This is a genomic window from Buttiauxella cochleicola, assembly GCF_021283185.1.
Taxonomy (GTDB): Bacteria; Pseudomonadota; Gammaproteobacteria; order Enterobacterales; family Enterobacteriaceae; genus Buttiauxella; species Buttiauxella massiliensis.
This window is the reverse complement of the sequence record NZ_JAJSOS010000013.1, coordinates 63,446-86,263: the sequence shown is the minus strand read 5'-3', so window position 1 is coordinate 86,263 and position 22,818 is coordinate 63,446. Positions and strand designations below refer to the sequence as shown.

20 protein-coding genes are annotated in these 22,818 nt (G+C 50.6%); 12 read left to right on the top strand and 8 right to left on the bottom strand.

Annotation, left to right across the window (positions count from 1 at the left end):
- The first annotated feature begins 27 nt into the window (after nucleotides 1-27).
- The 3 genes from ssb1 to LVQ76_RS18770 all read left to right on the top strand — a co-directional run bounded on the left by ssb1 (nucleotide 28) and on the right by LVQ76_RS18770 (nucleotide 2,730).
- Nucleotides 28-567 carry a single-stranded DNA-binding protein SSB1 gene (gene ssb1 / locus LVQ76_RS18780; protein ID WP_232865359.1) on the top strand — a complete coding sequence of 180 codons (540 nt, stop codon included), beginning with the start codon at nucleotides 28-30 and terminating at the stop codon, nucleotides 565-567.
- 193 nt (nucleotides 568-760) lie between these two features.
- On the top strand, nucleotides 761-1,939 hold the full coding sequence (locus LVQ76_RS18775) for a M20 aminoacylase family protein (protein WP_232865360.1): 1,179 nt from the start codon (nucleotides 761-763) through the stop codon (nucleotides 1,937-1,939).
- A gap of 14 nt (nucleotides 1,940-1,953) precedes the next feature.
- Nucleotides 1,954-2,730, top strand: coding sequence for an ABC transporter substrate-binding protein (locus LVQ76_RS18770; protein ID WP_232865361.1), 777 nt, complete (start codon nucleotides 1,954-1,956; stop codon nucleotides 2,728-2,730).
- 70 nt (nucleotides 2,731-2,800) lie between these two features.
- Here LVQ76_RS18770 and LVQ76_RS18765 read toward each other — a convergent pair whose 3' ends face one another.
- Both LVQ76_RS18765 and soxS read right to left on the bottom strand, forming a co-directional pair.
- Nucleotides 2,801-3,082 carry a YjcB family protein gene (locus LVQ76_RS18765; RefSeq protein ID WP_232865370.1) on the bottom strand — a complete coding sequence of 94 codons (282 nt, stop codon included), beginning with the start codon at nucleotides 3,080-3,082 and terminating at the stop codon, nucleotides 2,801-2,803.
- 236 nt (nucleotides 3,083-3,318) lie between these two features.
- Nucleotides 3,319-3,642 carry a superoxide response transcriptional regulator SoxS gene (soxS, locus tag LVQ76_RS18760; protein WP_232865371.1) on the bottom strand — a complete coding sequence of 108 codons (324 nt, stop codon included), beginning with the start codon at nucleotides 3,640-3,642 and terminating at the stop codon, nucleotides 3,319-3,321.
- An 86-nt stretch (nucleotides 3,643-3,728) separates the two neighbouring features.
- Between soxS and soxR the strand changes: the two genes are divergently transcribed.
- The 5 genes from soxR (at nucleotide 3,729) to LVQ76_RS18735 (ending at nucleotide 9,381) form a co-directional block, all read left to right on the top strand.
- The gene (soxR, locus tag LVQ76_RS18755; RefSeq protein WP_120066667.1) at nucleotides 3,729-4,187 is read left to right on the top strand and encodes a redox-sensitive transcriptional activator SoxR; all 459 of its coding nucleotides are present in this window, start codon (nucleotides 3,729-3,731) and stop codon (nucleotides 4,185-4,187) included.
- Nucleotides 4,188-4,471: 284 nt separating this feature from the next.
- Nucleotides 4,472-5,134 carry a glutathione S-transferase family protein gene (locus LVQ76_RS18750; protein WP_232865372.1) on the top strand — a complete coding sequence of 221 codons (663 nt, stop codon included), beginning with the start codon at nucleotides 4,472-4,474 and terminating at the stop codon, nucleotides 5,132-5,134.
- Nucleotides 5,135-5,501: 367 nt separating this feature from the next.
- Nucleotides 5,502-6,851 carry an NCS2 family permease gene (locus LVQ76_RS18745; RefSeq protein WP_232865373.1) on the top strand — a complete coding sequence of 450 codons (1,350 nt, stop codon included), beginning with the start codon at nucleotides 5,502-5,504 and terminating at the stop codon, nucleotides 6,849-6,851.
- A gap of 260 nt (nucleotides 6,852-7,111) precedes the next feature.
- Entirely contained in the window at nucleotides 7,112-8,758 is a 1,647-nt protein-coding gene (locus LVQ76_RS18740; RefSeq protein WP_232865374.1) for a Na+/H+ antiporter, read from the top strand.
- A 464-nt stretch (nucleotides 8,759-9,222) separates the two neighbouring features.
- Complete coding sequence (locus tag LVQ76_RS18735; protein WP_232922251.1) at nucleotides 9,223-9,381, top strand: hypothetical protein; 159 nt, start codon at nucleotides 9,223-9,225, stop codon at nucleotides 9,379-9,381.
- Nucleotides 9,382-9,417: 36 nt separating this feature from the next.
- Here LVQ76_RS18735 and LVQ76_RS18730 read toward each other — a convergent pair whose 3' ends face one another.
- Nucleotides 9,418-10,308: a LysR family transcriptional regulator gene (locus tag LVQ76_RS18730; RefSeq protein ID WP_232865375.1), complete on the bottom strand. Its 891-nt coding sequence runs from the start codon at nucleotides 10,306-10,308 to the stop codon at nucleotides 9,418-9,420.
- A gap of 103 nt (nucleotides 10,309-10,411) precedes the next feature.
- Between LVQ76_RS18730 and LVQ76_RS18725 the strand changes: the two genes are divergently transcribed.
- Both LVQ76_RS18725 and LVQ76_RS18720 read left to right on the top strand, forming a co-directional pair.
- Nucleotides 10,412-10,837: a CidA/LrgA family protein gene (locus LVQ76_RS18725; RefSeq protein WP_232922250.1), complete on the top strand. Its 426-nt coding sequence runs from the start codon at nucleotides 10,412-10,414 to the stop codon at nucleotides 10,835-10,837.
- A complete protein-coding gene (locus tag LVQ76_RS18720; protein WP_232922249.1) occupies nucleotides 10,830-11,519 on the top strand; it encodes an LrgB family protein in 690 nt (229 codons plus the stop codon). Before LVQ76_RS18725 ends, LVQ76_RS18720 begins: the two co-directional genes overlap by 8 nt.
- Nucleotides 11,520-11,549: 30 nt before the next feature.
- Here the strand turns inward: LVQ76_RS18720 and LVQ76_RS18715 are convergent, their stop codons facing one another.
- Nucleotides 11,550-12,845, bottom strand: coding sequence for a Gfo/Idh/MocA family protein (locus LVQ76_RS18715; protein ID WP_232922248.1), 1,296 nt, complete (start codon nucleotides 12,843-12,845; stop codon nucleotides 11,550-11,552).
- A 60-nt stretch (nucleotides 12,846-12,905) separates the two neighbouring features.
- On the opposite strand from LVQ76_RS18715, the gene LVQ76_RS18710 reads away from it, so the two are divergent.
- The gene (locus tag LVQ76_RS18710; RefSeq protein WP_232922247.1) at nucleotides 12,906-14,462 is read left to right on the top strand and encodes a hypothetical protein; all 1,557 of its coding nucleotides are present in this window, start codon (nucleotides 12,906-12,908) and stop codon (nucleotides 14,460-14,462) included.
- 233 nt (nucleotides 14,463-14,695) lie between these two features.
- On the opposite strand, the gene actP is transcribed toward LVQ76_RS18710, so the two are convergent.
- From actP to fdhF, 4 genes are all read right to left on the bottom strand, one after another.
- Complete coding sequence (actP, locus tag LVQ76_RS18705) at nucleotides 14,696-16,354, bottom strand: cation/acetate symporter ActP (RefSeq protein ID WP_232922246.1); 1,659 nt, start codon at nucleotides 16,352-16,354, stop codon at nucleotides 14,696-14,698.
- Nucleotides 16,351-16,665 carry a DUF485 domain-containing protein gene (locus tag LVQ76_RS18700; RefSeq protein WP_232865381.1) on the bottom strand — a complete coding sequence of 105 codons (315 nt, stop codon included), beginning with the start codon at nucleotides 16,663-16,665 and terminating at the stop codon, nucleotides 16,351-16,353. Before LVQ76_RS18700 ends, actP begins: the two co-directional genes overlap by 4 nt.
- A 165-nt stretch (nucleotides 16,666-16,830) precedes the next feature.
- The gene (gene acs / locus LVQ76_RS18695; RefSeq protein ID WP_232922245.1) at nucleotides 16,831-18,789 is read right to left on the bottom strand and encodes an acetate--CoA ligase; all 1,959 of its coding nucleotides are present in this window, start codon (nucleotides 18,787-18,789) and stop codon (nucleotides 16,831-16,833) included.
- 208 nt (nucleotides 18,790-18,997) lie between these two features.
- On the bottom strand, nucleotides 18,998-21,145 hold the full coding sequence (gene fdhF / locus LVQ76_RS18690) for a formate dehydrogenase subunit alpha (RefSeq protein WP_232865383.1): 2,148 nt from the start codon (nucleotides 21,143-21,145) through the stop codon (nucleotides 18,998-19,000).
- 270 nt (nucleotides 21,146-21,415) lie between these two features.
- Between fdhF and LVQ76_RS18685 the strand changes: the two genes are divergently transcribed.
- Nucleotides 21,416-22,150 carry a response regulator transcription factor gene (locus LVQ76_RS18685; protein ID WP_232922244.1) on the top strand — a complete coding sequence of 245 codons (735 nt, stop codon included), beginning with the start codon at nucleotides 21,416-21,418 and terminating at the stop codon, nucleotides 22,148-22,150.
- The last annotated feature ends 668 nt before the right edge of the window (nucleotides 22,151-22,818 follow it).

The window sequence follows — 22,818 nt, the reverse complement described above, 5'->3', positions numbered from 1 at the left end:
TTATTAAACGTTTCAGGAGACACGATCATGGCCAGCAGAGGCGTAAACAAGGTGATTCTCGTCGGGAATCTGGGTCAAGACCCGGAAGTACGCTACATGCCAAATGGTGGCGCAGTTGCCAACATTACTCTGGCCACGTCAGAGTCCTGGCGCGATAAGCAAACCGGCGAAACCAAAGAAAAAACTGAATGGCACCGTGTAGTGCTGTTTGGCAAACTGGCAGAAGTAGCAGGCGAATACCTGCGTAAAGGCTCCCAGGTTTATATCGAAGGTGCATTGCAAACTCGTAAATGGACTGACCAGGCTGGTGTTGAAAAGTACACTACCGAAGTCGTGGTTAACGTTGGCGGCACCATGCAAATGTTGGGTGGACGTGCAGCGGGTGGTGCTCCTGCCGGCGGCGGTGCTCCAGGCCAACAACAAGGTGGTTGGGGTCAGCCTCAGCAACCGCAGCAAGGTGGTAACCAGTTCAGCGGCGGCGCGCAACAATCTCGCCCGCAGCAGAGCGCTCCAGCACCATCTAACAATGAACCACCAATGGATTTCGATGACGATATTCCATTCTAATATTGGTTCTGGCATTTAGAATTATTAAAAACCCCGTTCGCGGGGTTTTTCTTTTTAACACTTACATCAAAATTATCTATTAATATTTTGAATGTTTCACTCCGCGTCATAAGTATTCCTGCTTGCATTAAAACGTTATCCAGCTAAGTTGTTTATGCAAACACAAACACTTATAACTCCACCGGAGCGCAGCATGACGGATTTCGTTATTCCAGAAATAAAAGCATCAGAAGATGAGATGATTGCAATACGTCATTATCTGCATGCAAACCCAGAATTAAGTCTGGAAGAGTTTAAAACCAGTGATTTAGTAGCAAAGCAACTTGAATCCTGGGGATATAAAGTCACTCGAGGAATTGGCACTACTGGTGTTGTGGGTTCTTTGAAAAAAGGGGATTCGAATAAATCTATTGGCCTGCGTGCTGATATGGATGCATTACCTATTTTTGAAGAAACCAATTTACCCTGGGCCAGTACAGTGCCTGGCAAAATGCATGCCTGCGGGCATGATGGCCACACCACCATCTTATTAGCTGCAGCGAAATATATTGCCTCAAATGCCTGTGAGTTTAATGGCACTGTGCATCTTATTTTCCAGCCAGCCGAAGAAGCGATTGGCGGTGCAGATTTAATGATTAAAGACGGGTTATTCGACCGCTTCCCTTGTGACCGAGTTTTTGCCCTCCACAATATGCCTGGCTTGCCAACAGGGAAGCTCGGGTTCTATTCCGGCAATTTCATGGCCTCGGCGGATACGGTAAAAATTACCATCAAAGGTTATGGCGGCCACGGTGCTTATCCACATCGTACTGTCGACCCAATCGTCACTGGGGCTGCGTTAATTACCGCGTTGCAAACCATTGTTTCTCGTAATGTCACTCCGGGTGAAACCGCGATTGTTACCGTGGGAACATTCCAGTCGGGCATTGCTTCCAACGTTATTCCAGATACTGCGGTGATGGAATTAACCGTGCGCGCGATGAAGCCGGAGATCCGCGATCTGCTGATTAAACGGATTGAAGAGTTAGCAGATTTTACTGCTCAAAGTTTTGGTGCAAGTTGTGAAGTGGAAGTTTACGACTCCTATCCAGTGCTGATTAATGATGATGAGCAAACGGCGTTTGCCCGAGAGCTGGCCGTTGAGTTCTTTGGTAAAGATGCGGTGCTCGATAAAGTTCTCCCTTCGACCGGCAGCGAAGATTTTGCTTTTATGCTGCAAGAGCGTCCGGGTAGTTATTTCCTGTTAGGGAATGGAGAGAAGGGCGATAAGGGTGGCTGTATGGTGCATAACCCAGGGTATGACTTTAATGATGACATTATTTCTACCGGCGCCTCGTTCTTTTCCCGCTTAGTCCAAACTTATTGTCGTTAACTGCTGGAGCTAATATGAAAAAATACATTCTGCCATTAATTGCTCTGCTGGCGACAACTTCGGCATTGGCAAATAATATTAAAGAAATTCGTTTTGGTGTGGACCCGACATTTGCCCCTTTTGAATCAAAAGACGCTAATGGCAAGGTGGTCGGCTTTGATATTGATTTAGGAAATGCTATTTGCGAGAAACTTCAGGCGAAATGCGTGTGGGTAGAGAATAATTTCGATGCGATTATTCCTGCGCTGCAAGCCAGAAAGTTTGATGCCATTCTTTCCGGGATGTATATGACGGAAAAACGAAAAGAGCAGGTCGCCTTTACCGATAAAATTTATAACGGCCCAGTATTTCTGGTCGCACATAAAAATACCAACATCAAACCTGAACTTGAACAGTTAAAAGGTAAAACGATTGGTGTTGAGCAAGGATCTGCTCAAGAAGCTTATGCCAATAAAAACTGGCGTAATTCTGGCGTAAATGTCGTTGCTTATCAGGGGGCTGATTTGGTGGTGCAGGATTTAGAATCCGGGCGTATTGATGGTGCTGTGCTTTCCGGTGTAATGGCGGAATACAGTTTCCTGAATAAACCGCAGGGTAAAGATTTTGCCATGATAGGCGGAGCGTTGCAGGACCCTGAACTATTCGGTGCCGGTGCTGCAATTGGTTTGCGAAAGGATGATACCGAATTACGTGAAGCGCTCAATGGAGCGATAAGCCAGATTATTGCGGATGGCACTTATAAAAAGCTCGCCTCGAAATACTTTAGCTTCGACATCTATTCCGGGACGTAATGTGTAGCAGCTTGCCAGTAAAACAAAAACGGCCTCGCAATGAGGCCGTTATCAATTCTAATCCTGGCAATCAGGTCATTACCATTGGCCACTCAGGCGGCGCATGGCTTGAGATCTCAATCATGATGTCTTTAAACGATGCCCAGATAACCGGGAAATCAGCCAGTTCTAACCCTAATAAACCGGTCGCAAACCACAAAGCAGATGCAATCCCCAGCATGCTGCTGACGATGGCAAAAAACGTGTAATCGGATTTGCGAAACTGGATATTCAACGTGCTGGCTAAAAACATCAGCACTGCACTGACTAAAGGCCAGCGCATCAATAAAACGCTGGTAGTAATTGCCGCCATGAAAATTGTTCCTTAATCACATAACTCATTACGCTCAACGGTTATGCGCGACATAAAGCGCAACAATTACAGCTCGGGACCGTCAGGGGAATGAATAGGGTGCAGAAAATGTAATAAAAATCCTGTCTCACAGGATTTGTGAACTATATCACATTTGTTCTTTTAATCGCCAGTTGTATGGCGCATTTTCTGACCCATCTTTGCGTGTTCAGGTAACAATATTGCGGCACGTCCCGTCAGGCGTGGTGACGATAATCAGTGGGTGTACGGTCAAACTCACGGCGGAAAACACGCGAAAATGTCTGCTGGGAAACGTAACCGTAGTCCATCGCGATATCAAAAATTGGTCGCTGGGTGCTACGCAACTCTTTGGCCGCCATCAACAAACGGCGCTGGCGAATGTATTCACCTAACGTCTGGCGCTTCACGGTGCGGAACATCCGCTGAAGATACCATTTTGAATAGCCTGATTTTTTTGCCACAACATCAATGTTCAGCGGTTGATCAATGTGATCGTCAATCCATTCAGTCAAAGTTTGAATAATGTCCTGGTGTGCCATAAGCCATCCTCAAGCCTGTTTGTTCGTTAGCAGGTTTTGTTGGCAGCGAGTATAATTCCTCAAGTTAACTTTAGGTAAAGAGCATTATGGAAAAGAAATTACCGCGCTTTAAACCCTTACTCAGTCCTGGCGAAGTGGCGAAGCGTAGCGGCGTGGCCGTTTCGGCTTTGCATTTCTATGAGAGCAAGGGGCTTATTAAAAGCAGAAGAAACAGCGGAAACCAGCGTCGTTACACGCGTGATGTGCTGCGAAACGTCGCCATTATTAAAATCGCACAGCGAATCGGCATTCCGCTTTCGACCATTGGCGAAGAGTTTGGCGTGCTCCCCGACGGCCACAAAATCAATAAAAACGACTGGAAAAAGATGTCGTCGCAATGGCGCGAAGAACTGGATCGGCGCATCAATATGCTGACCGCGCTGCGTGATGAACTAGATGGCTGCATTGGTTGCGGTTGTTTATCGGGTGCTGACTGCCCGCTGCGAAACCCAGGCGATAAACTCGGTGAAGAGGGTACGGGCGCTCGTTTACTGGAAGATGATTAACCTCAATAGCAGGCAAAACTAAAGCGCCCAACTTCGGCGCTTTAGTTTATTACCCGGTCTTTGTCTTTCGATCTATCCCGCTTTTCGCAAGGAGGGTTTCCCCCGACATCAGCGTCCCTCAATCACACATTCTCAGGAGGTTCCGGATTGCGCTGACAACTTAAGTGTAGCCAGGCTCAGTCAGGTTTCAAGGCAAAACAGCATGTTTTTTGAACAATTCTAATACTGCAGACTTCTCAACGTTTCCTATAGTTAACGCATCTTGCTAAACAGAAGGTTACCTCATGCTTATCGTTCATCACCTTAATAACTCCCGCTCGCAGCGTATTTTATGGATGCTTGAAGAGCTTCAGGTGCCGTACCAAATTGTGCGCTACCAACGCGAACCGACCATGCTTGCGCCCGACTCGTTAAAAGCCGTGCACCCGCTGGGGAAATCGCCGGTGGTGGAAGATAACGGCAACATCATCGCGGAATCTGGGGCCATCATCGAATATTTGCAAGAAACCTACGATCCCGAAAGTCGCCTCAAACCGATTTCCTGCGAGGACAAACTGCGTTATCGCTTCTGGCTGCATTACGCCGAAGGATCGTTGATGCCGTTATTAATGATGAAACTGGTATTTGGCAGCCTGGGCAAAGCGCCGGTGCCGTGGTTACTGCGTCCGGTGGGAAATTTATTAGGGCAGGGTGTGCAAAAAGCGTATCTCAATAAACAGATTTTGACGCATGCGCGTTACCTCGAAGATTGCCTGCAACAAACGCCGTGGTTTGCCGGGCAAGCGCTAAGTGCTGCAGATATTCAGATGAGTTTCCCTGTTATCGCTTTACTATCTCGCGGCGGTATAAACGATCTGCCGAATTTACAAAACTGGTATAACCAAATCCAAATCCGTCCGGCCTGGCAGAGAGCCATTCAGCAGGGCGGCCCGTTCGAAATACCTTAAGTGCAGGTATCGAAAAATCCTATGAGCCAGGAAAATGCATTCCCCGTATCTTGCATCATTGTTGCTAAATTGCGCATCGACGATAACGTTTGCGCACGAGGTGGCGATATTTTAACCTGCTAACGCATTTTTCGGCAAAAAGCGACAAAGTTCGGTTGAAAATCCATGTAAGAAGGCCGGATAATCGTTTGCCTTAATTTTGACACCCAGTTTGTATGCGTGGAGTTAAACGTTTGCTTTTTTTGTGACGCCCTTTTTTGTCATAAACGCAGCACAGGGATAAATTCGATTTAAAACGTTTAACTGGCAGTGGATTGTCCACCACGCACACCAACGTAATCATAAAAATCTCAGGGGATTTTTCACTATGTCTAATCATTCTCCGCGTGCAACCGGCGGCATTGACGCCTGGTTCAAAATATCTGCGCGTGGTAGCACCGTTCGTCAGGAAGTTGTAGCGGGTTTAACCACCTTCCTTGCGATGGTGTACTCCGTAATCGTCGTACCGGGCATGCTCGGTAAAGCAGGTTTCCCGCCTGCGGCGGTCTTTGTGGCGACTTGTCTGGTAGCCGGTGTTGGCTCACTTGTCATGGGCCTTTGGGCAAACCTGCCGCTGGCAATCGGTTGTGCCATTTCACTGACTGCGTTTACCGCTTTCAGCCTGGTGCTCGGCCAACACATCAGCGTTCCGGTTGCTTTAGGCGCCGTGTTCCTGATGGGTGTGTTGTTCACCATCATCTCTGCAACCGGTATTCGTAGCTGGATTTTGCGTAACTTACCGATGGGTGTTGCGCATGGTACTGGTATCGGTATCGGCCTGTTCCTGCTGCTGATTGCCGCAAACGGTGTCGGCCTGGTCATTAAAAACCCGCTGGATGGCTTGCCAGTTGCGCTCGGCCATTTCGATAGCTTCCCGGTTATTATGTCGCTGATTGGCCTTGCGGTGATCATCGGTCTGGAAAAACTGAAAGTCCCTGGCGGCATTCTGCTGACCATCATCGGTATTTCTGTTTTCGGCCTGATTTTTGACCCAAGCGTTCATTTCTCTGGCATCTTCGCTATGCCTTCGCTGAAAGATGAAGCGGGCAACTCGCTGATCGGTAGCCTGGATATCATGGGTGCGTTGAACCCAGTGGTGTTGCCAAGCGTTCTGGCGTTGGTAATGACTGCGGTATTTGATGCAACAGGCACTATCCGCGCCGTTGCGGGCCAGGCAAATCTGCTGGATAAAGACGGTCAAATCATCGATGGCGGCAAAGCGCTAACTACCGACTCCCTGAGCTCCGTGTTCTCAGGCCTGGTGGGTGCGGCTCCTGCTGCGGTTTACATCGAATCTGCGGCAGGTACTGCTGCAGGCGGTAAAACCGGCCTGACAGCAATCACCGTTGGTGTGCTGTTCCTGCTGATTCTGTTCCTCTCTCCGCTCTCTTATCTGGTTCCAGCATACGCAACCGCTCCGGCGCTGATGTATGTTGGTTTGCTGATGCTGAGCAACGTGGGCAAAATCGATTTTGAAGATTTTGTTGATGCCATGGCGGGCCTGATTACTGCGGTATTTATCGTGCTGACCTGTAACATCGTTACCGGCATCATGATTGGTTTCGCAACTCTGGTGATTGGCCGTATCGTCTCTGGTGAGTGGCGCAAGCTGAACATCGGAACCGTGGTTATCGCAATAGCTTTAGTCGCGTTCTATGCAGGCGGCTGGGCAATTTAATTTTACTCGTCATACTTCGAGCTGCAGGGTTGTTGGCTGCACTCGCGAACCCCAGTCACTTACTTTAGTAAGCTCCTGGGGATTCGCTCCTTTGCCGCCTACCTGCAACTCGAATTATTTAGAGTAAAAACTCTGAGTAATCCTCCCAAAACCACTTCAAGTTATTTCCTGTTTCCTTCGGGTATAAAAAGTTGTTTTACTATTGGGTAACACAACATCCTGCAAAAAGGGTTTCACAAAACACCTCGACTAAGGACAGTATGGAAATCTTCTTTACCATTCTCATCATGACCCTTGTGGTTTCTCTTTCTGGGGTAGCTACACGCATGCTGCCATTCCAGATCCCGCTTCCGTTAATGCAAATTGCAATCGGTGCCGTACTCGCCTGGCCGCACTTTGGTTTGCATGTCGACTTCAACCCGGAACTGTTCCTGGTGCTGTTTATTCCGCCGCTGCTATTTGCGGATGGTTGGAAAACGCCGACTCACGAATTCCTCAACCACGGGCGAGAAATCATCGGACTTGCGTTGGTTCTGGTGCTGGTCACCGTTGTCGGCATTGGTTTCCTGATTTACTTCCTGGTGCCAGGAATCCCGTTGATTCCGGCTTTTGCACTGGCAGCTGTACTCTCGCCGACCGACGCCGTGGCGCTTTCCGGTATTGTCGGAGAAGGGCGAATTCCAAAGAAAATCATGGGGATTTTGCAGGGTGAAGCGTTGATGAACGACGCCTCTGGCCTGGTATCGCTGAAAATGGCAGTCGCAGTGGCGGTGGGCACCATGGTGTTTACTGTCGGCGGTGCCACGCTCGAGTTCTTCAAAGTGGCGATAGGCGGGCTGTTGGCGGGAATTGCAGTCAGCTGGTTGTACGGCAAATCGCTGCGTCTGATGAGCCGCTGGAGCGGTGACGAACCCGCCACGCAAATCCTGCTGCTTCTGCTGTTGCCATTTGCTTCTTACCTGATTGCCGAACACATCGGCGTGTCCGGCATCCTTGCAGCCGTTGCTGCGGGTATGACGATCACCCGTTCTGGCGTATTACGCAGCGCGCCACTGGCAATGCGCCTGCGTGCAAACAGCGTGTGGGCGATGCTCGAATTTGTGTTTAACGGCATGGTGTTCTTGCTGTTAGGCCTGCAATTACCCAGCATCATGAAAACGTCGATTGCGGCGGCAAACGCCGATCCGAACGTCGAATTATGGATGCTGTTTGTCGACGTCGGGCTTATCTATTTCGCCCTGATTGGCGTGCGTTTCTTGTGGCTGTGGGCGATGAAACGCATCAGTTTACGCTTTATGAAAAAGCGCCCGCTGGAGTTCGGCTCTTACACCATGCGCGAGCTGTGTATTGCATCGTTTGCTGGCGTGCGCGGGGCGATTACCCTTGCCGGTGTGTTGTCCATTCCGTTGCTGTTAGGTGATGGAACGCCTTTCCCGGCGCGTTATGAGCTTATCTTCCTTGCCACCGGCGTGATTCTGTTCTCGCTCTTTACCGGGGTCATTATGCTGCCGATTTTATTGCGTAACGTGGAAGTTCCCGACAAATCCATGGCGCGCCAGGAAGAACGTATCGCCCGCGCTGCGACGGCAGAAGTGGCGATTGTCGCCATCGAGAAAATGGAAGAGCGCCTGCACGCCGACGTGAACGAAAACATCGACGATCAGCTGTTAAAAGAGGTCAGTTCGCGGGTTATCGGGAACCTACGCCGCCGGGCTGACGGGCGTAACGATGTAGAAAGTAGTGAGCTTGAAGAGAACCTTGAGCGCCGGTTCCGCCTGGCTGCACTTCGCTCCGAGCGTGCCGAGCTTTACCATTTACGCGCCACGCAGAAAATCAGCAACGAGACGTTGATGAAGCTGCTGCACGATTTGGATTTGCTGGAAGCGTTGCTGGTGGAGCAGCAGTAATCGTCGATTCCTCGTCCTCTCCTGGGGGCGCTGTCTCTTAGTCACATTTCTGTGAGTCGCGAGACAGTTCCGTTCACCCGGAGTTCAGTGTTTTATATAGCCACTGAACCGGTGAACGACTTAGGGTGGCCACCGTCGCCACCCTAAGAACCCGGACTCCCGGCAAATCAATCGCCGCAAGCGGTAAACCTCCATTTTGCCTCCGTGTCCGGGTCGGTTGCGATTCGTTCCAGACGATCGCGCCCTCCAGCCGTTCCCGACGGCTGGACCCGGCCACCTGGAGTCAAAATGGAGGCGATTGAAGCCGGAACCAGAGGTCAACGTCAAAAGCTAAGGTCAAAAGCCAAACCGGTTTTGACCTTGTTCCCGGTATAAATTGCCCCAGTGTTCCCCATAAGTCAGGGTTGAGCTGCCGGGAGCAGCGAAAGAGAGCGATCGTCTGGAACGAGTCGCGAACGACCCTGATGTTGGGGATAAGCTGGGGTTTACCGCGCAGCGGCAATTTAATCACCGGGCGACGGGGTCGCCAGGGGGATGTCGTTATCCCCATGGCACGTTCACCGTTTGCGGGCATTAAAGAGATAACTGAACGCACGGGTGAACGGAAAATCAGCGAAGCTTAAAGATCTCAACCTGACAAATTTTCCGGGGAGAGGACGCTATGAACTGACCGGCCAAAACTCCTTACAGCAGGCAATCCATGCCTGCGCACTTTGCGAAATATAAACCCCATCGCGCCAAATCATTGCCAGTTGCCACGTTAAATCGCTGTTTAATGGCAGCCACATCAGCGTATTTTTATCCAGTTTTTGGCAAATAATCTCCGGTAGAATCGCAATCCCTACACCGGCCTGCACCATCGCGGCCAGAAAATCCCACTGACCGCTACGTACCGCAATCCGCGGAGTAAACCCATGCTCCTGGAAGAGCTGAATTAACTGGCGGCTTAACGCGAAATCCTCGTTGTAGATAAGCAGAGGATGTCCGGCAAGCTCTATGGGGTCGATACTTTCTCGTGTGGTCCATGGGCCGGAGCGCGGAACCAGCACACACAGCGGATTATGCAGCAAAGGTAACGAGCAGAAAGTGTGGTGCTCATCTTCAAAAGGCAACGCGGTCATGGCTAAATCCAGCTCGCCATTAAGAACAGCCTGCTGCACCGTTAAACCGCCAAACTCTGAAATCTTTAATTCAACACCTGGATAGCGCTGGCGATATAGGCTAATTGGCCCTGCCATCATGGTGCCGACCATCGGTGGAATACCAAGGCGCAACACGCCTTTGTTGAGATGGTTGATATCACCAAGTTCGGCTTCCAACTGGCGAAATTCCGCCAAAATGGTTAATCCTCGTTGATAAACCACCTCCCCGGTATCAGTCAGTAATAGTTTGCGGCCATCACGAATAAGCAGAGTACAACCCAGCTCATCTTCGAGGTTACGCAGCATCTTGCTTATGGTCGGCTGGGTGACGAACATCTTTTGGGCCGCACGGGTAAAACTTTGCTGGCGAACCACTTCAACAAAATAACGTAGCGTCCTGATGTCCATAATTATTCCTGTTGACTATACCTGTGATGATTTTAATTCATTTCTATCGTTGAAGTGAGCTAACTATAATTACAAGCTCACATTTCTTTGGAGTGCCAATCTCATGGCCCTGGCGTTACGTGGTTTTACGCCTGTTCTTTTCCGCCGTATTCAGGTGCCGGTGCAAGTTGCGCTTTACGCAGGATTGTTCATTCTCGCCCAACAGTTGGTTGACTGGTGGAATTTACCGCTTCCTGCAAACCTTGTGGGAATGGTGCTGTTACTGGTGTTGATTGTCTGCCGGGTGGTACCGCTGAAGTGGGTTCGTGCGGGTTCCCGCTGGTTATTAGCTGAAATGCTGCTGTTCTTTGTGCCCGCCGTGGTCGCGGTGGTGAACTATGCCGAATTACTGATGGTAGATGGTTGGCGTATCTTCATCGTGATTGCCATCAGCACTTCACTGGTACTGGGTGCTACTGCGCTGGTGGTGGATAAAGTTTATCGTTATGAGCTGGCGCGAAATGCTCGCAGGCAGGCTCGTGGTGAGTAACTTTCAGCTGAGTCTGTTGTGCCTGGTTATTACCCTTGGGCTCTATTTTGCCAATAAAAAACTCTATCGCCGCTTTCGAAAATTGCCTCTGATGCCGTTGATTTTAACGCCGGTATTGCTGGTGGTGATGTTAGTTTTTGGTCATATCTCCTATCAAAATTATATGGGTGAAGCGCACTGGTTATTGTGGCTGCTTGGCCCGGCGACTATCGCCTTTGCAGTGCCGGTTTATGACAATCTAAATGTGATTAAACGCCACTGGATGTCGCTTTCGTCGGGGGTTATCACCGCCACTGTTGTTGCGGTAACCAGTTCGGTTTGGCTGGCGCGTTTATTTACTTTGCCCGATGAAATTCAACGTAGCCTGGCGGTACGTTCGATTACCACACCCTTTGCATTAGCCGCAGCCAAACCACTCGGCGGGCAGCCGGAGTTGGTGGCGTTATTTGTGGTAGTGACGGGCGTGTTTGGTATGGCGGTGGGCGACGTGCTGTTTTTGCGCCTCGCCATTCGTGAAGGAATGGCAAAAGGCGCGGGTTTTGGTGCCGCTTCTCACGGCGCTGGCACCGCACGTTCCTACGAACTTGGCCCGCAGGAAGGTGTGGTCGCCAGTTTAGTGATGATGTTTTCCGGTGTGGTGATGGTGCTGATCGCGCCGTTGCTAAGCTGGTTGATGTTTTAATACTGGGTGGCTAATCCACCCAGTAAGCGCTTACTTACTTTTCAGTCGTGAAACCAACTCAAACTCTTTAAACCAAACCGGGCGCTGTTGCTGCATTGAAATATTCCCGGCGATACCGGTCAAAATCGACATTGCCCCATCGCGGTGATCGGCGGCGCGTTTTAATGGGTCGTTACTCAGCTCGCCAAATAAATCGGCCAACATCGCGTTGTCGCCACCGCCGTGGCCGCCCGCGCCAATACTGAAGTCGGCTTTGTAAGGTGCGGCGAACATCGGGAACACGGTGATATCGCAGCTTTCCAGGCTACCTTCGTTTTCACGGTCGCCACCGGCATTCACATAAGACATTTCCACCAGTTTCATCTCAAGCCGCCCGCGGCTGCCGTTGAACACCACATTCAGCCCTTCCCACGGCAAAAACGCATTAAGCGAATAGGTCATCTGTACCTGGTTTTGGTACTTCACCAGCACGGATAACGTGTCTTCGATGTTGATTCCATCGCTGAAAACACTCTGGTCGCGGTAGTAGTTATCTTCATGCTCCGCATCCAGATACAGCGCTTTAAGCTGCGCATTTTCTTCCATATGCAGCGCAAACGGATCATCTTTCGCCGCAGCAAAGCCATGAGCTCGAGGATAAAACTGTGCCACTCCGCGTTTTTCCGCATTCTCTTTGCCATAAAAACGCAAACCGCCTTCGGCATAAACACGTTCCGGATAACTGCCCAGCCAGAAGTTCATCAGGTCAAAATGGTGGGTCGATTTGTGCACCAGCAGGCCGCCGCTGTTGCGTTTTTCGCGGTGCCAGCGGCGGAAATAATCTGCGCCATGCTCGGTGTTCAGCAGCCATTCGAAATGCACTGAAAACACCTCGCCAATGGTTTCTTCCATCAGCAACTCGCGGATTTTGCTGTGATGCGGTGCGTAACGATAGTTAAATGCCACGCGCACCTGGCGGCCCGTTTCTTCGATGGCGTCGAGAATGCGCAAAGCGCGTTGCTCATCAATCGTCATCGGTTTTTCGGTAATCACATCACAACCGGCATGCAGTGCACGCACGATGTAATCGTCATGGGTGCGGTCCATAGTGGTGACGATGATAATATCCGGGCGCGTCTCGCGGATCATGGTTTCAAAATCCGCCGCTTTCCAGGTTGATACCTGCGCTGCACCTGCATTGCTCAACAGTTTATTGGCGTAATTCATGCGCGTCTGGTTGGTGTCGCAAAATGCCACCAGTTGCGAATTCTCTTTCCATTTACCGCTGATGGCTTCGATATATAAACCAGCGCGTCCGCCAGTGCCCACTAATGCATATTTTTTCATAATGTCCTCATTCATGAAGTCATGGTATTTTTGATAAATTCGTTATTTCCGGTAATTCAGATGAAATTGGTTCCGCATCAATTAATGGAGTTAAACAGCCCGTTTATTTGGCACTGGCCGTGGTTTATTTCCTGTGTTAATGCTGCCAAAGAGCATGGTTTTACGGGCATTATTCTTCATCAGCAGGAATTACTTTCGTTACTTGCCATTCCGTCACCACTTAGTTACCGGCATGATGTTGAAAACCTTATTCACCAACAAAAAAATGCCCTGCAATATTTAAAAAAAGTCAGTGTTTATTTGCAGGAAAATAACCTCAGCTTCTGGCTGCAAGGCGAAGCCGCTCCCACCGATGACATCGTCAGGCGTAAATTTCCGGAGTTTTCTTTTGATGAGCGCAGCACGCCCGATTTCTGGCAGCAGTTTTATTCGTCGATTTTGTCCCAATTACTACCGTTATTACCGCACCTCGGCGGCCTGATATTAAGCCTGACCACGCCGCAGTTTCAGACTGAGGGCTGGCAGCAAAGTCTGCATCAAGTCTGGAGCTTGTTACGTGCCCAGGGTAAAAAACTCATCCTGCGTGATTTCATTGATACCAGTTGGCCTCGCCAGCAGCTTTCCCGCGTACTCTCGGGCCTGCCGGATGATGTTCGCGCGTCCATTAAAGCCACCGAACTGGATTACCATCCCGGCTTTGCCAACCATCCACATATTGTCTCGCTCACCGGCCATAAAAAGTGGATCGAATACGATCTTTGGGGCACCGGTTACGGCTGGACGATCCTGCCGTGTTTCCTGGCTGATGAGATCCAGGGGCGTCTGAGTTGGGCAACCAGCCTCGTTGACCACAATATTGAAACCATCACCTCGCGCGTTTCGTGGCAGTGGCTGCCAGATGGCCTGACGATGGATTCTGCCAACGCCATAAATCTTATTGGTTTGAACCATGCTAACCAGGCTCAACCGGCAAACACCATCGACACCTGGATTGAGCAGCAAAAACTCGGCTTTCGCAGCAAGTCCGACCGCCAGCGATTTAGTGCGCTGTACGCATCGAGCTACGACTGGCTTTGCAAAACGCCGAATCTTCTGGGCCGTCGGATGCACTACCAAAGCCAGATCCCGGAAAGCTACGCTCAGGCCCAGCAACTCCTGCACACGGATATTCGCAGCGCTAACTGGGCTCAGGCTTTTCAACCGTTATTCCCGACTGACGATCCTCTACTTGGTGCTGAACAACGCCAGCTGATCGGGCTTGAAAAAGAGAGTGCCCATTTCCTTGCAACCTCGGCCTTGCATCAACTGCGCGAGCTGCGCATCACTTGCCACAACGACACACTGGAGTGCCTCGAAGCGGCCTGGCGCAATGCTGAAATGTACGGCCAGTTGTTCTCGCAGGTGGCATTTGCCGTCAGCGACCTGCAAATCAGTGAACACTATGGCGATACAGTTCAGGTGGTAAAAACTGCGGTTTCGCACCGGGAAACATTACTGCGTTTTGCCGATACGCTTGAGCGCTGGGCTGATTCGCCACCGCCTGGGAGTCCGCACTACGTCTCGTTGTTGTTGAATGCTGAACGGCTACGCGGATTTGCAGGTAGCTTGTTGGGATAATCATAAGAAGGTGGGTGAGGGTTGTCGTGCAAGAAGATGTGAGTGCGACGTGGCTGAAGCAAACAATGGCTGAATTCGCGAGAAGCCTCCCAAAATGGAGAAGTTCTCTGTGATGCTTATCACGTGTTGCGAGCAATAAACTGTGAGTAGCGGCACGTAGCGCGGGGGAAAGTGTGAGATGAAACGGAGAAGAAATTTCCCGGCTCAAATGAACCGGGAAGAGATAACGCTAATTAGTGTGCACGGCCTTGTTCAATACCAATCCCGGTCTGGGAACGGATGAACTGAGCACGGAATTTCTCACGTTCGAGATTGCCTTCCGGGCTGTTATCGGTTGCTGAGAACACCCAAATCCCCATGAACGCCACCAGAATCGAGAACAGCGCTGGGTATTCATACGGGAAGATTGCCGTTGCGTGTCCAAGAACCTGAACCCAAACGGTTGGGCCGAGGATCATCAAGATAACCGCTGTCAGCAAGCCGAGCCAGCCGCCAATCATCGCGCCGCGTGTGGTCAGTTTTGACCAGTACATGGAGAGCAGAATAATTGGGAAGTTACAGCTCGCCGCAATGGAGAACGCAAGGCCAACCATGAAGGCGATGTTTTGGTTCTCGAACAAAATCCCAAGCCCGATTGCCACCACGCCCAGTATCACAACGGTGATTTTCGACACTCTCAGCTCATCACGCTCAGATGCCCCTTTACGGAACACGTTAGCGTAGAGGTCATGGGAAACTGCAGATGCACCCGCAAGCGTTAAACCGGCAACCACCGCAAGAATGGTGGCGAAGGCAACTGCCGATATAAAGCCTAAGAACAAGCTACCACCCACAGCATCCGCGAGGTGAACCGCTGCCATGTTGTTACCGCCAATCAGTGCGCCAGCAGCATCTTTAAAGGCTGGGTTTGCACCCACCAACATGATTGCGCCAAAGCCGATGATAAAGGTCAGGATGTAGAAATATCCCATGAAACCGGTGGCATACAGCACGCTTTTACGCGCTTCGCGGGCATCGCTCACAGTGAAGAAGCGCATCAAAATATGTGGCAAACCGGCGGTACCAAACATCAAACCTAACCCCAGCGAAAGCGCCGATATCGGGTCTTTCACCAGCCCGCCAGGGCTCATAATCGCCACACCTTTCGGATGCACCGCAATCGCTTCAGCAAACAGGTTGTTGAAGCTAAAGCCGACGTGTTTCATCACCATAAAGGCCATGAAACTTGCGCCGAACAGCAGCAACACGGCTTTGATGATTTGCACCCACGTCGTCGCCAGCATGCCGCCGAACAATACGTACATCACCATCAACACGCCAACCAGCACCACCGCAACGTGGTAGTTCAGGCCAAATAGCAGCTGGATAAGTTTGCCCGCGCCCACCATCTGGGCAATCAGGTAAAGCGCCACAACCACCAGAGAGCCGCAGGCCGACAGAATACGGATTGGCCCTTGTTTCAGACGATACGAAGCCACGTCAGCAAAGGTATATTTGCCGAGGTTTCTCAGGCGTTCGGCAATCAGGAACAGGATAATTGGCCAGCCGACCAAAAAGCCCAGCGAGTAAATCAGGCCGTCGTAACCCGAGGTGAATACCAGCGCCGAAATACCGAGGAACGACGCGGCGGACATATAGTCGCCCGCAATCGCCAGGCCATTCTGGAAGCCAGTGATATTGCCGCCCGCGGTGTAGTAATCGCTACGCGTGCGGGTTCGTTTTGACGCCCAATAGGTAATACCCAACGTAAAGGCGACAAAAATCACGAACATGATAATTGCCTGCCAGTTCGTGGGCTGGCGTTGTACCGCCCCCGTAATCGCATCCGCAGCAAACGCGGAGGCTGGCAGGCTTAGCAGCGGTGCGGCAGCAAGGCCGAGAAGACGTTTCATGATACCTTCACCTCGCGCAGCACAGCGTTATTCAGGCGGTCAAATTCGCCGTTCGCCCGCCAGACATAAATGCCTGTCAGGAAGAAGGAAATCAGTATCACGCCAACACCAATAGGAATGCCGCGCGTCACGGTTGTGCCTGCGTGTAAAGGCGTACCCAGCCAGCCTGGGGCGAAGGCAATTAGCAGGATAAAGCTGATATAAATCACCAGCATGATGATGGACAAAATGGTGGCAAACCGTTGCCGTTTAGCGACTAACTCCCTGAAATGCGCACTGTCTTCTATCCGTTGATAAATGGATTCATTCATCACACAGTCTCCACAGGTATGGTTGGTTTTTTTATAATTCCCTCATACCGGCTGAAACGGCGTAGGGGATAAGCGAAGCGTCATCCACCTTAAAAACGGTGGCGGATGACGTTGCACTTATCCGCCCTACAACAGAAAGTGAGAGGGCAGAGCACATCAAGAATGTTACGAAGGCATGGTAATTGATTGTTTTTCTTCCAGTAACTTCTCAACAACGCCCGGATCGGCAAGCGTTGAAGTATCACCAAAGTTACTGGTATCGCCGGCGGCAATTTTGCGCAAAATGCGGCGCATAATTTTGCCGGAACGGGTTTTCGGTAGTGAATCTGTCCAGTGCAAAATATCCGGGGTAGCAAGCGGGCCAATCTCTTTACGCACCCAGTTGCGCACTTCGGTATACAGCTCCGGCGTCGGCTCTTCACCGTGATTTAGCGTCACATACGCATAAATCGCCTGGCCTTTAATATTGTGCGGAATGCCGACAACTGCTGCTTCGGCGACTTTTGGATGTGACACCAGTGCGGACTCGATTTCTGCGGTGCCCAGGCGGTGACCGGAAACGTTCAACACGTCATCGACACGCCCGGTGATCCAGTAATAACCGTCTTCGTCGCGACGCGCGCCGTCACCACTGAAGTACATATTTTTGAAGGTCGAGAAATAGGTCTGCTCGAAGCGCTCATGGTCGCCAAACAGCGTACGCGCCTGGCCTGGCCATGAATCGGTGATCACCAGGTTGCCTTCTGTTTCGCCTTGTTGCGGATTACCTTCGTTATCTACCAGGGCTGGCTGCACGCCGAAGAATGGGCGCGTGGCAGAACCGGCTTTCAGCTCGGTCGCACCAGGGATTGGGGTAATCATGAAGCCGCCGGTTTCGGTCTGCCACCAGGTATCTACCACCGGGCATTTCTCGTTACCGATTTTCTTCCAGTACCATTCCCACGCTTCCGGATTAATCGGCTCGCCGACAGAGCCCAGAATACGCAGCGACGAACGGTCAGTGTTTTCGACAGCTTTATCGCCTTCCGCCATCAAAGCGCGAATGGCAGTTGGTGCGGTATAGAGAATATTCACTTTATGCTTATCAACGACTTGCGCCATGCGGTTTGGCGCTGGCCAGTTTGGCACGCCTTCAAACATCAGCGTGATTGCACCACACGCCAGCGGGCCATAAAGCAAATAGCTGTGGCCGGTGACCCAGCCCACATCGGCGGTGCACCAGTACACGTCGCCCGGATGGTAATCAAACACGTATTTAAAGGTGGTTGCGGCGTAAACCAGGTAACCGCCGGTGGTGTGCAGTACACCTTTTGGCTTGCCGGTTGAACCGGAGGTGTAAAGGATAAACAGCGGATCTTCGGCATTCACTTCCACTGGCTGGTGGTGCGCGCTGGCTTTCTCAACCAGCTCGTTCCACCACAGGTCGCGACCTTCATGCCATTCGATATTGCCGCCGGTACGTTTCAGAACCACAACGTGTTCGACAGTTTTGACGCCTGGGTTTTTCAGCGCGTCATCGACGTTTTTCTTCAGCGGAATCGAGCGCCCGGCACGAACGCCTTCATCGGCGGTGATCACCAGTTTGGAGCTGGAATCGATAATGCGCCCGGCCACGGCTTCCGGTGAGAAACCACCGAAAATCACTGAATGCACTGCACCAATGCGTGCGCAGGCCAGCATCGCCACAGCGGCTTCCGGCACCATCGGCATATAAATCGCCACCACATCGCCTTTCTTGATACCTAGTTCCACCAGGGTATTGGCGAAACGGCACACTTCACGATGCAGTTCACGGTAAGTAATGGTTTTACTCTGGGTGGCGTCGTCGCCTTCCCAGATGATCGCTGTCTGATCGCCATGATCTTTCAGGTGTCGGTCCAGGCAGTTAGCGGCCAGGTTTAGCGTGCCGTCTTCATACCATTTGATTGAGACGTTTCCGGGTGCGAAAGAGGTGTTTTTCACCTTTTGGTAAGGCTTGATCCAATCAAGGATCTTGCCTTGTTCACCCCAAAATGCGTCGGGGTCATGTACCGAGTGTTGGTACATGGATTGGTATTGCTCCGGGTTTATCAGGCAGTTGTCCGCAATATTTGCGGGAATGGCGTGTTTATGTATTTGGCTCATGCTTTTTTTCTCCTTTTAGGATGTTAATAATATGTCACATAAACGTTAATCGTAGGGGCCATTGGAAGCTTTGTTTACTTTTTGGGCGACAGATCACGCATTAATTAAATTGTTGAAAATCTAATCAATAAATCCTGTGAGGAGAGGGGCAAAAGGCAAAAAAAAGAGCTGCCAATTGGCAGCTCTTAGGCTTATTTCTTTGGGAAGATTAACCCGCCGCGCTTTCGCGCAAGCTGGCTTTTAGCTTGTTGTACTCGTCAATCACATACTGCTCGGCAGCTTTCTGATCGGCGATCGGCTCGACACGTACGGCGCAGTATTTATACTCCGGCGTTTTAGTAATCGGGCTGAGGTTTTCAGTCACCAACTCGTTACAGGCACCAATCCACCACTGGTAAGTCATATAAACGGCACCTTTATTAGGACGCTCGCTTACATTCGCACGTGTGATGACTCGACCTTTACGTGAATTCACCCAGATTAGCGCTTCATCTTCGATACCCAAACGAGCGGCATCATCGATATGGATTTGCGCATAACCAGGTTCATCCGCAAGGGCTGCCAGTGCCGCACAGTTGCCGGTCATCGAACGGCAAGAGTAGTGGCCGACTTCGCGCACCGTTGAAAGCACCATCGGGTACTCTTCGGTGATTTTGTCGATTGGCGGTGCCCAGTCACAGGTAAAGAACTCACCCAGGCCATTTTCGCGGTCGAACTTGCCGTCATACAGGAACGAGGTTCCCTGATCGCTTTCAGCAACATCGCGGCAAGGCCACTGGATATAACCCAGCTCGCCCATTTTCTCGTACGTTGCCCCGTAGAAATCAGGGCACAGGCCGCGCAACTCATCCCAGATTTCCTGGGTGTTGTTGTAGCTCATTGGGTAACCCATACGGGTGGCGATTTCACTGATAATCTGCCAGTCCGTTTTCAGGTCCCACTTCGGCTCAACTGCTTTAAAGAAACGCTGGAAGCCACGGTCAGCGGCGGTATAAACGCCTTCATGTTCACCCCAGGAGGTGGATGGCAAAATCACATCGGCCGCAGCCGCGGTTTTGGTCATGAAGATGTCTTGTACAATCACCAGTTCCATATCGGCAAACGCCTGACGAACAGCCGAAAGCTCGGCATCCGTTTGCAGCGGATCTTCACCCATAATGTAAGCGGCACGAACTTCGCCATGTGCGACACGGTGAGGGATCTCACTGATGCGATAGCCCGTATGAGCTGGCAGTGAAGGCACGCCCCATGCTTTGGCGAACTTCTCGCGACTCGCTTCATCTTTAACGTACTGGTAGCCAGGATAGGTATCCGGCAATGCGCCCATATCGCAGGCACCCTGAACGTTGTTCTGACCACGAACCGGGTTAACACCAACGTTCGGTTTACCCAGGTTGCCGGTCATCAGCGCAAGGCTTGTCAGCGAGCGAACAGTTTCCACGCCCTGATAGAACTGGGTTACACCCATGCCCCACAGAATCGTGGCAGTTTTCGCATTCGCGTACATGCGTGCTGCACTGCGAATTTCTGCCGCAGTAACGCCAGTAATTTCTTCAACAGATTCAGGCGTGTAGCCAGCAACAATTTTGCGATACTCGTCGAAACCTTCAGTACGAGAAGCCACGAATGACTGGTCATACAGGTTTTCTTCGATAATCACATGCCCGATTGCGTTAAGCAGGGCGATGTTAGAACCATTTTTTAACTGCAAATGCATATCGGCGATGCGCGCGGTTTCAATTTTACGCGGATCGACAACAATGATTTGTGCCCCTTTTTGCTTGGCGCGAATTACGCGGTTAGCAACGATAGGGTGTGAATCTGCCGGGTTATACCCGAACACAAACACTAAATCGGTATCCTCAATCTCGACGATTGAGTTGCTCATAGCGCCGTTACCGACCGATTGGTGCAGACCTGCAACCGAAGGGCCGTGTCAAACGCGTGCGCAGCAATCGACGTTATTGGTACCAATAACGGCGCGCGCAAATTTCTGCATTACATAGTTAGTTTCGTTGCCTGTACCGCGGGAAGAACCCGTAGTCATGATGGCATCAGAGCCGTGCTTCGCTTTGATTTCGCTCAGGCGAGTACTGACGTAGTTCAGTGCTTCATCCCAGGAAACGTTTTCGAGTTTGCCGCCTTTCTGGCGACGAATCATCGGTGATTTGAGGCGCGGAGTGAGGATTTTAGTATCGTTAATAAAATCCCAGCCGTAGTAACCCTTCAGGCAAAGATCGCCCTGGTTGGTTTTACCTTGAGCCGCTTCCGCCTTGACGACTTTGCCGTTATCGACCACGAGGTTGATTTTGCAACCCGAGGCACAATAGGGGCAAACCGTGACGACTTTTTTCATCAGTGTTGCTCCAGTCATTATTACTTACTTGGAGGTCTATATGCATTATCTATGCCATATAGAAACAGGGGGTATTACGGGTATCTTACGGTGATAAAAGCAACAAAACGCTGACGAAAAACAGGTCATCGTCAAAAGTGACGTGTCGAGCAGGGGAGGGATTGTGACACTGGTTGAATTTTCAGCATGGGCATTTGTGTTTTTCGCGCCACTCCTTCAACAATCACCCACACTTATAATTTCCCAATGCATCCATCGCGGAGTACAACCATGAAACCTGCAATTTTGCTGGTGGATGATGACCAGGCAATCTGTGACGTGCTGCGAGAGGTACTTAATGAGCACGTTTTTGACGTGAGGGTTTGCCACACAGGGAATGAAGCGCTGAAAGTTGTTGCCCAGTTTCCAGAAATTGCGCTGGTATTGCTGGATATGATTTTGCCTGACATTAATGGGCTGCTGGTGTTGCAACAAATTCAGCGCCAACGTCCGGACTTGCCAGTGGTGATGCTGACGGGCCTGGGGAGTGAGTCTGATGTGGTCGTCGGGCTGGAAATGGGGGCCGATGATTACATCGCCAAGCCGTTTAATTCACGTGTTGTTGTGGCGCGAGTCAAAGCGGTGCTGCGCCGCTCTGGCGCGCTGGCGTTAGAAACGACAACCACCAAAACCTGCGGTCTGCATTTCAACGGCTGGCGACTGGATACCGAGAGCTGCCAGCTCTTTAACGCACAATCGGAGCAGGTTGATCTGACACAAGGGGAATACGGCTTACTGCTGGCGTTGATGCAGAATTCACGCAAAGTATTGTCGCGTGAAAGGTTGTTAGAACTGACCCACAGCGAAAGCCTCGAAGTCTTCGACAGAACGATTGATGTGCTGATTATGCGGCTCCGTAAAAAAATAGAGCCGAACCCGCATCAACCGGCATTAATCCGGACTATACGCGGTGTGGGATATGTATTTTCGGCCGATGTTATTCAGGCGGAGCATAATGCGGCTTAATACCCTCCATAGTTCAAGCCGCCTCTTTCTGGCTACGCTCCCTCACGCTCGGCACCATTCAGCCCATTCAGGGGCTTTTTTTGTCACTGCTGCCCGGCAATACCCTCATTCTCAAAGTCCGCTTTCAGAAATACTGACTACATAAACATGTAATAAAAAACAGTGTTGACATAGCAGGAAAAAAACGTAGATTAGAGTTTAACGGCGGTGTGATAGATATATTGCCGTTAGGTTTAAAAGTATTAAATACGTCAATGAAACATGAAGTGTAAGTAAAAATCGCGATGATGTAAGGCTTTGTTTTTCATGTGTTATGGGTTCGCGAAAGCATTGAACTGCAATGGTTTAAATATCGCGAAAGACGTAAAGCCACGCATCAAAAGTATATATCGCGAAATGGGGAATGTACGAGGTCAAATAAATTTTCCTTGATCTTGTTTTAAACCGATAACGTAGGGGGGAATGATCGAAACCCGATATTATCTGTAAGAACTTGTGCATTTAAAGTAGTACCAAATAGCAGTAAAAATCCACTAAGCATCTTAATGTTAAATCCTAAGTTAGCAGTACCTTAAAAGCCCTGACTACTACAGTCAGGGCTTTTATCGTTTACGGCTCCTGAACGCCTGACATTGACCATAACGTCTTATTACATGCTCCAATGAAAA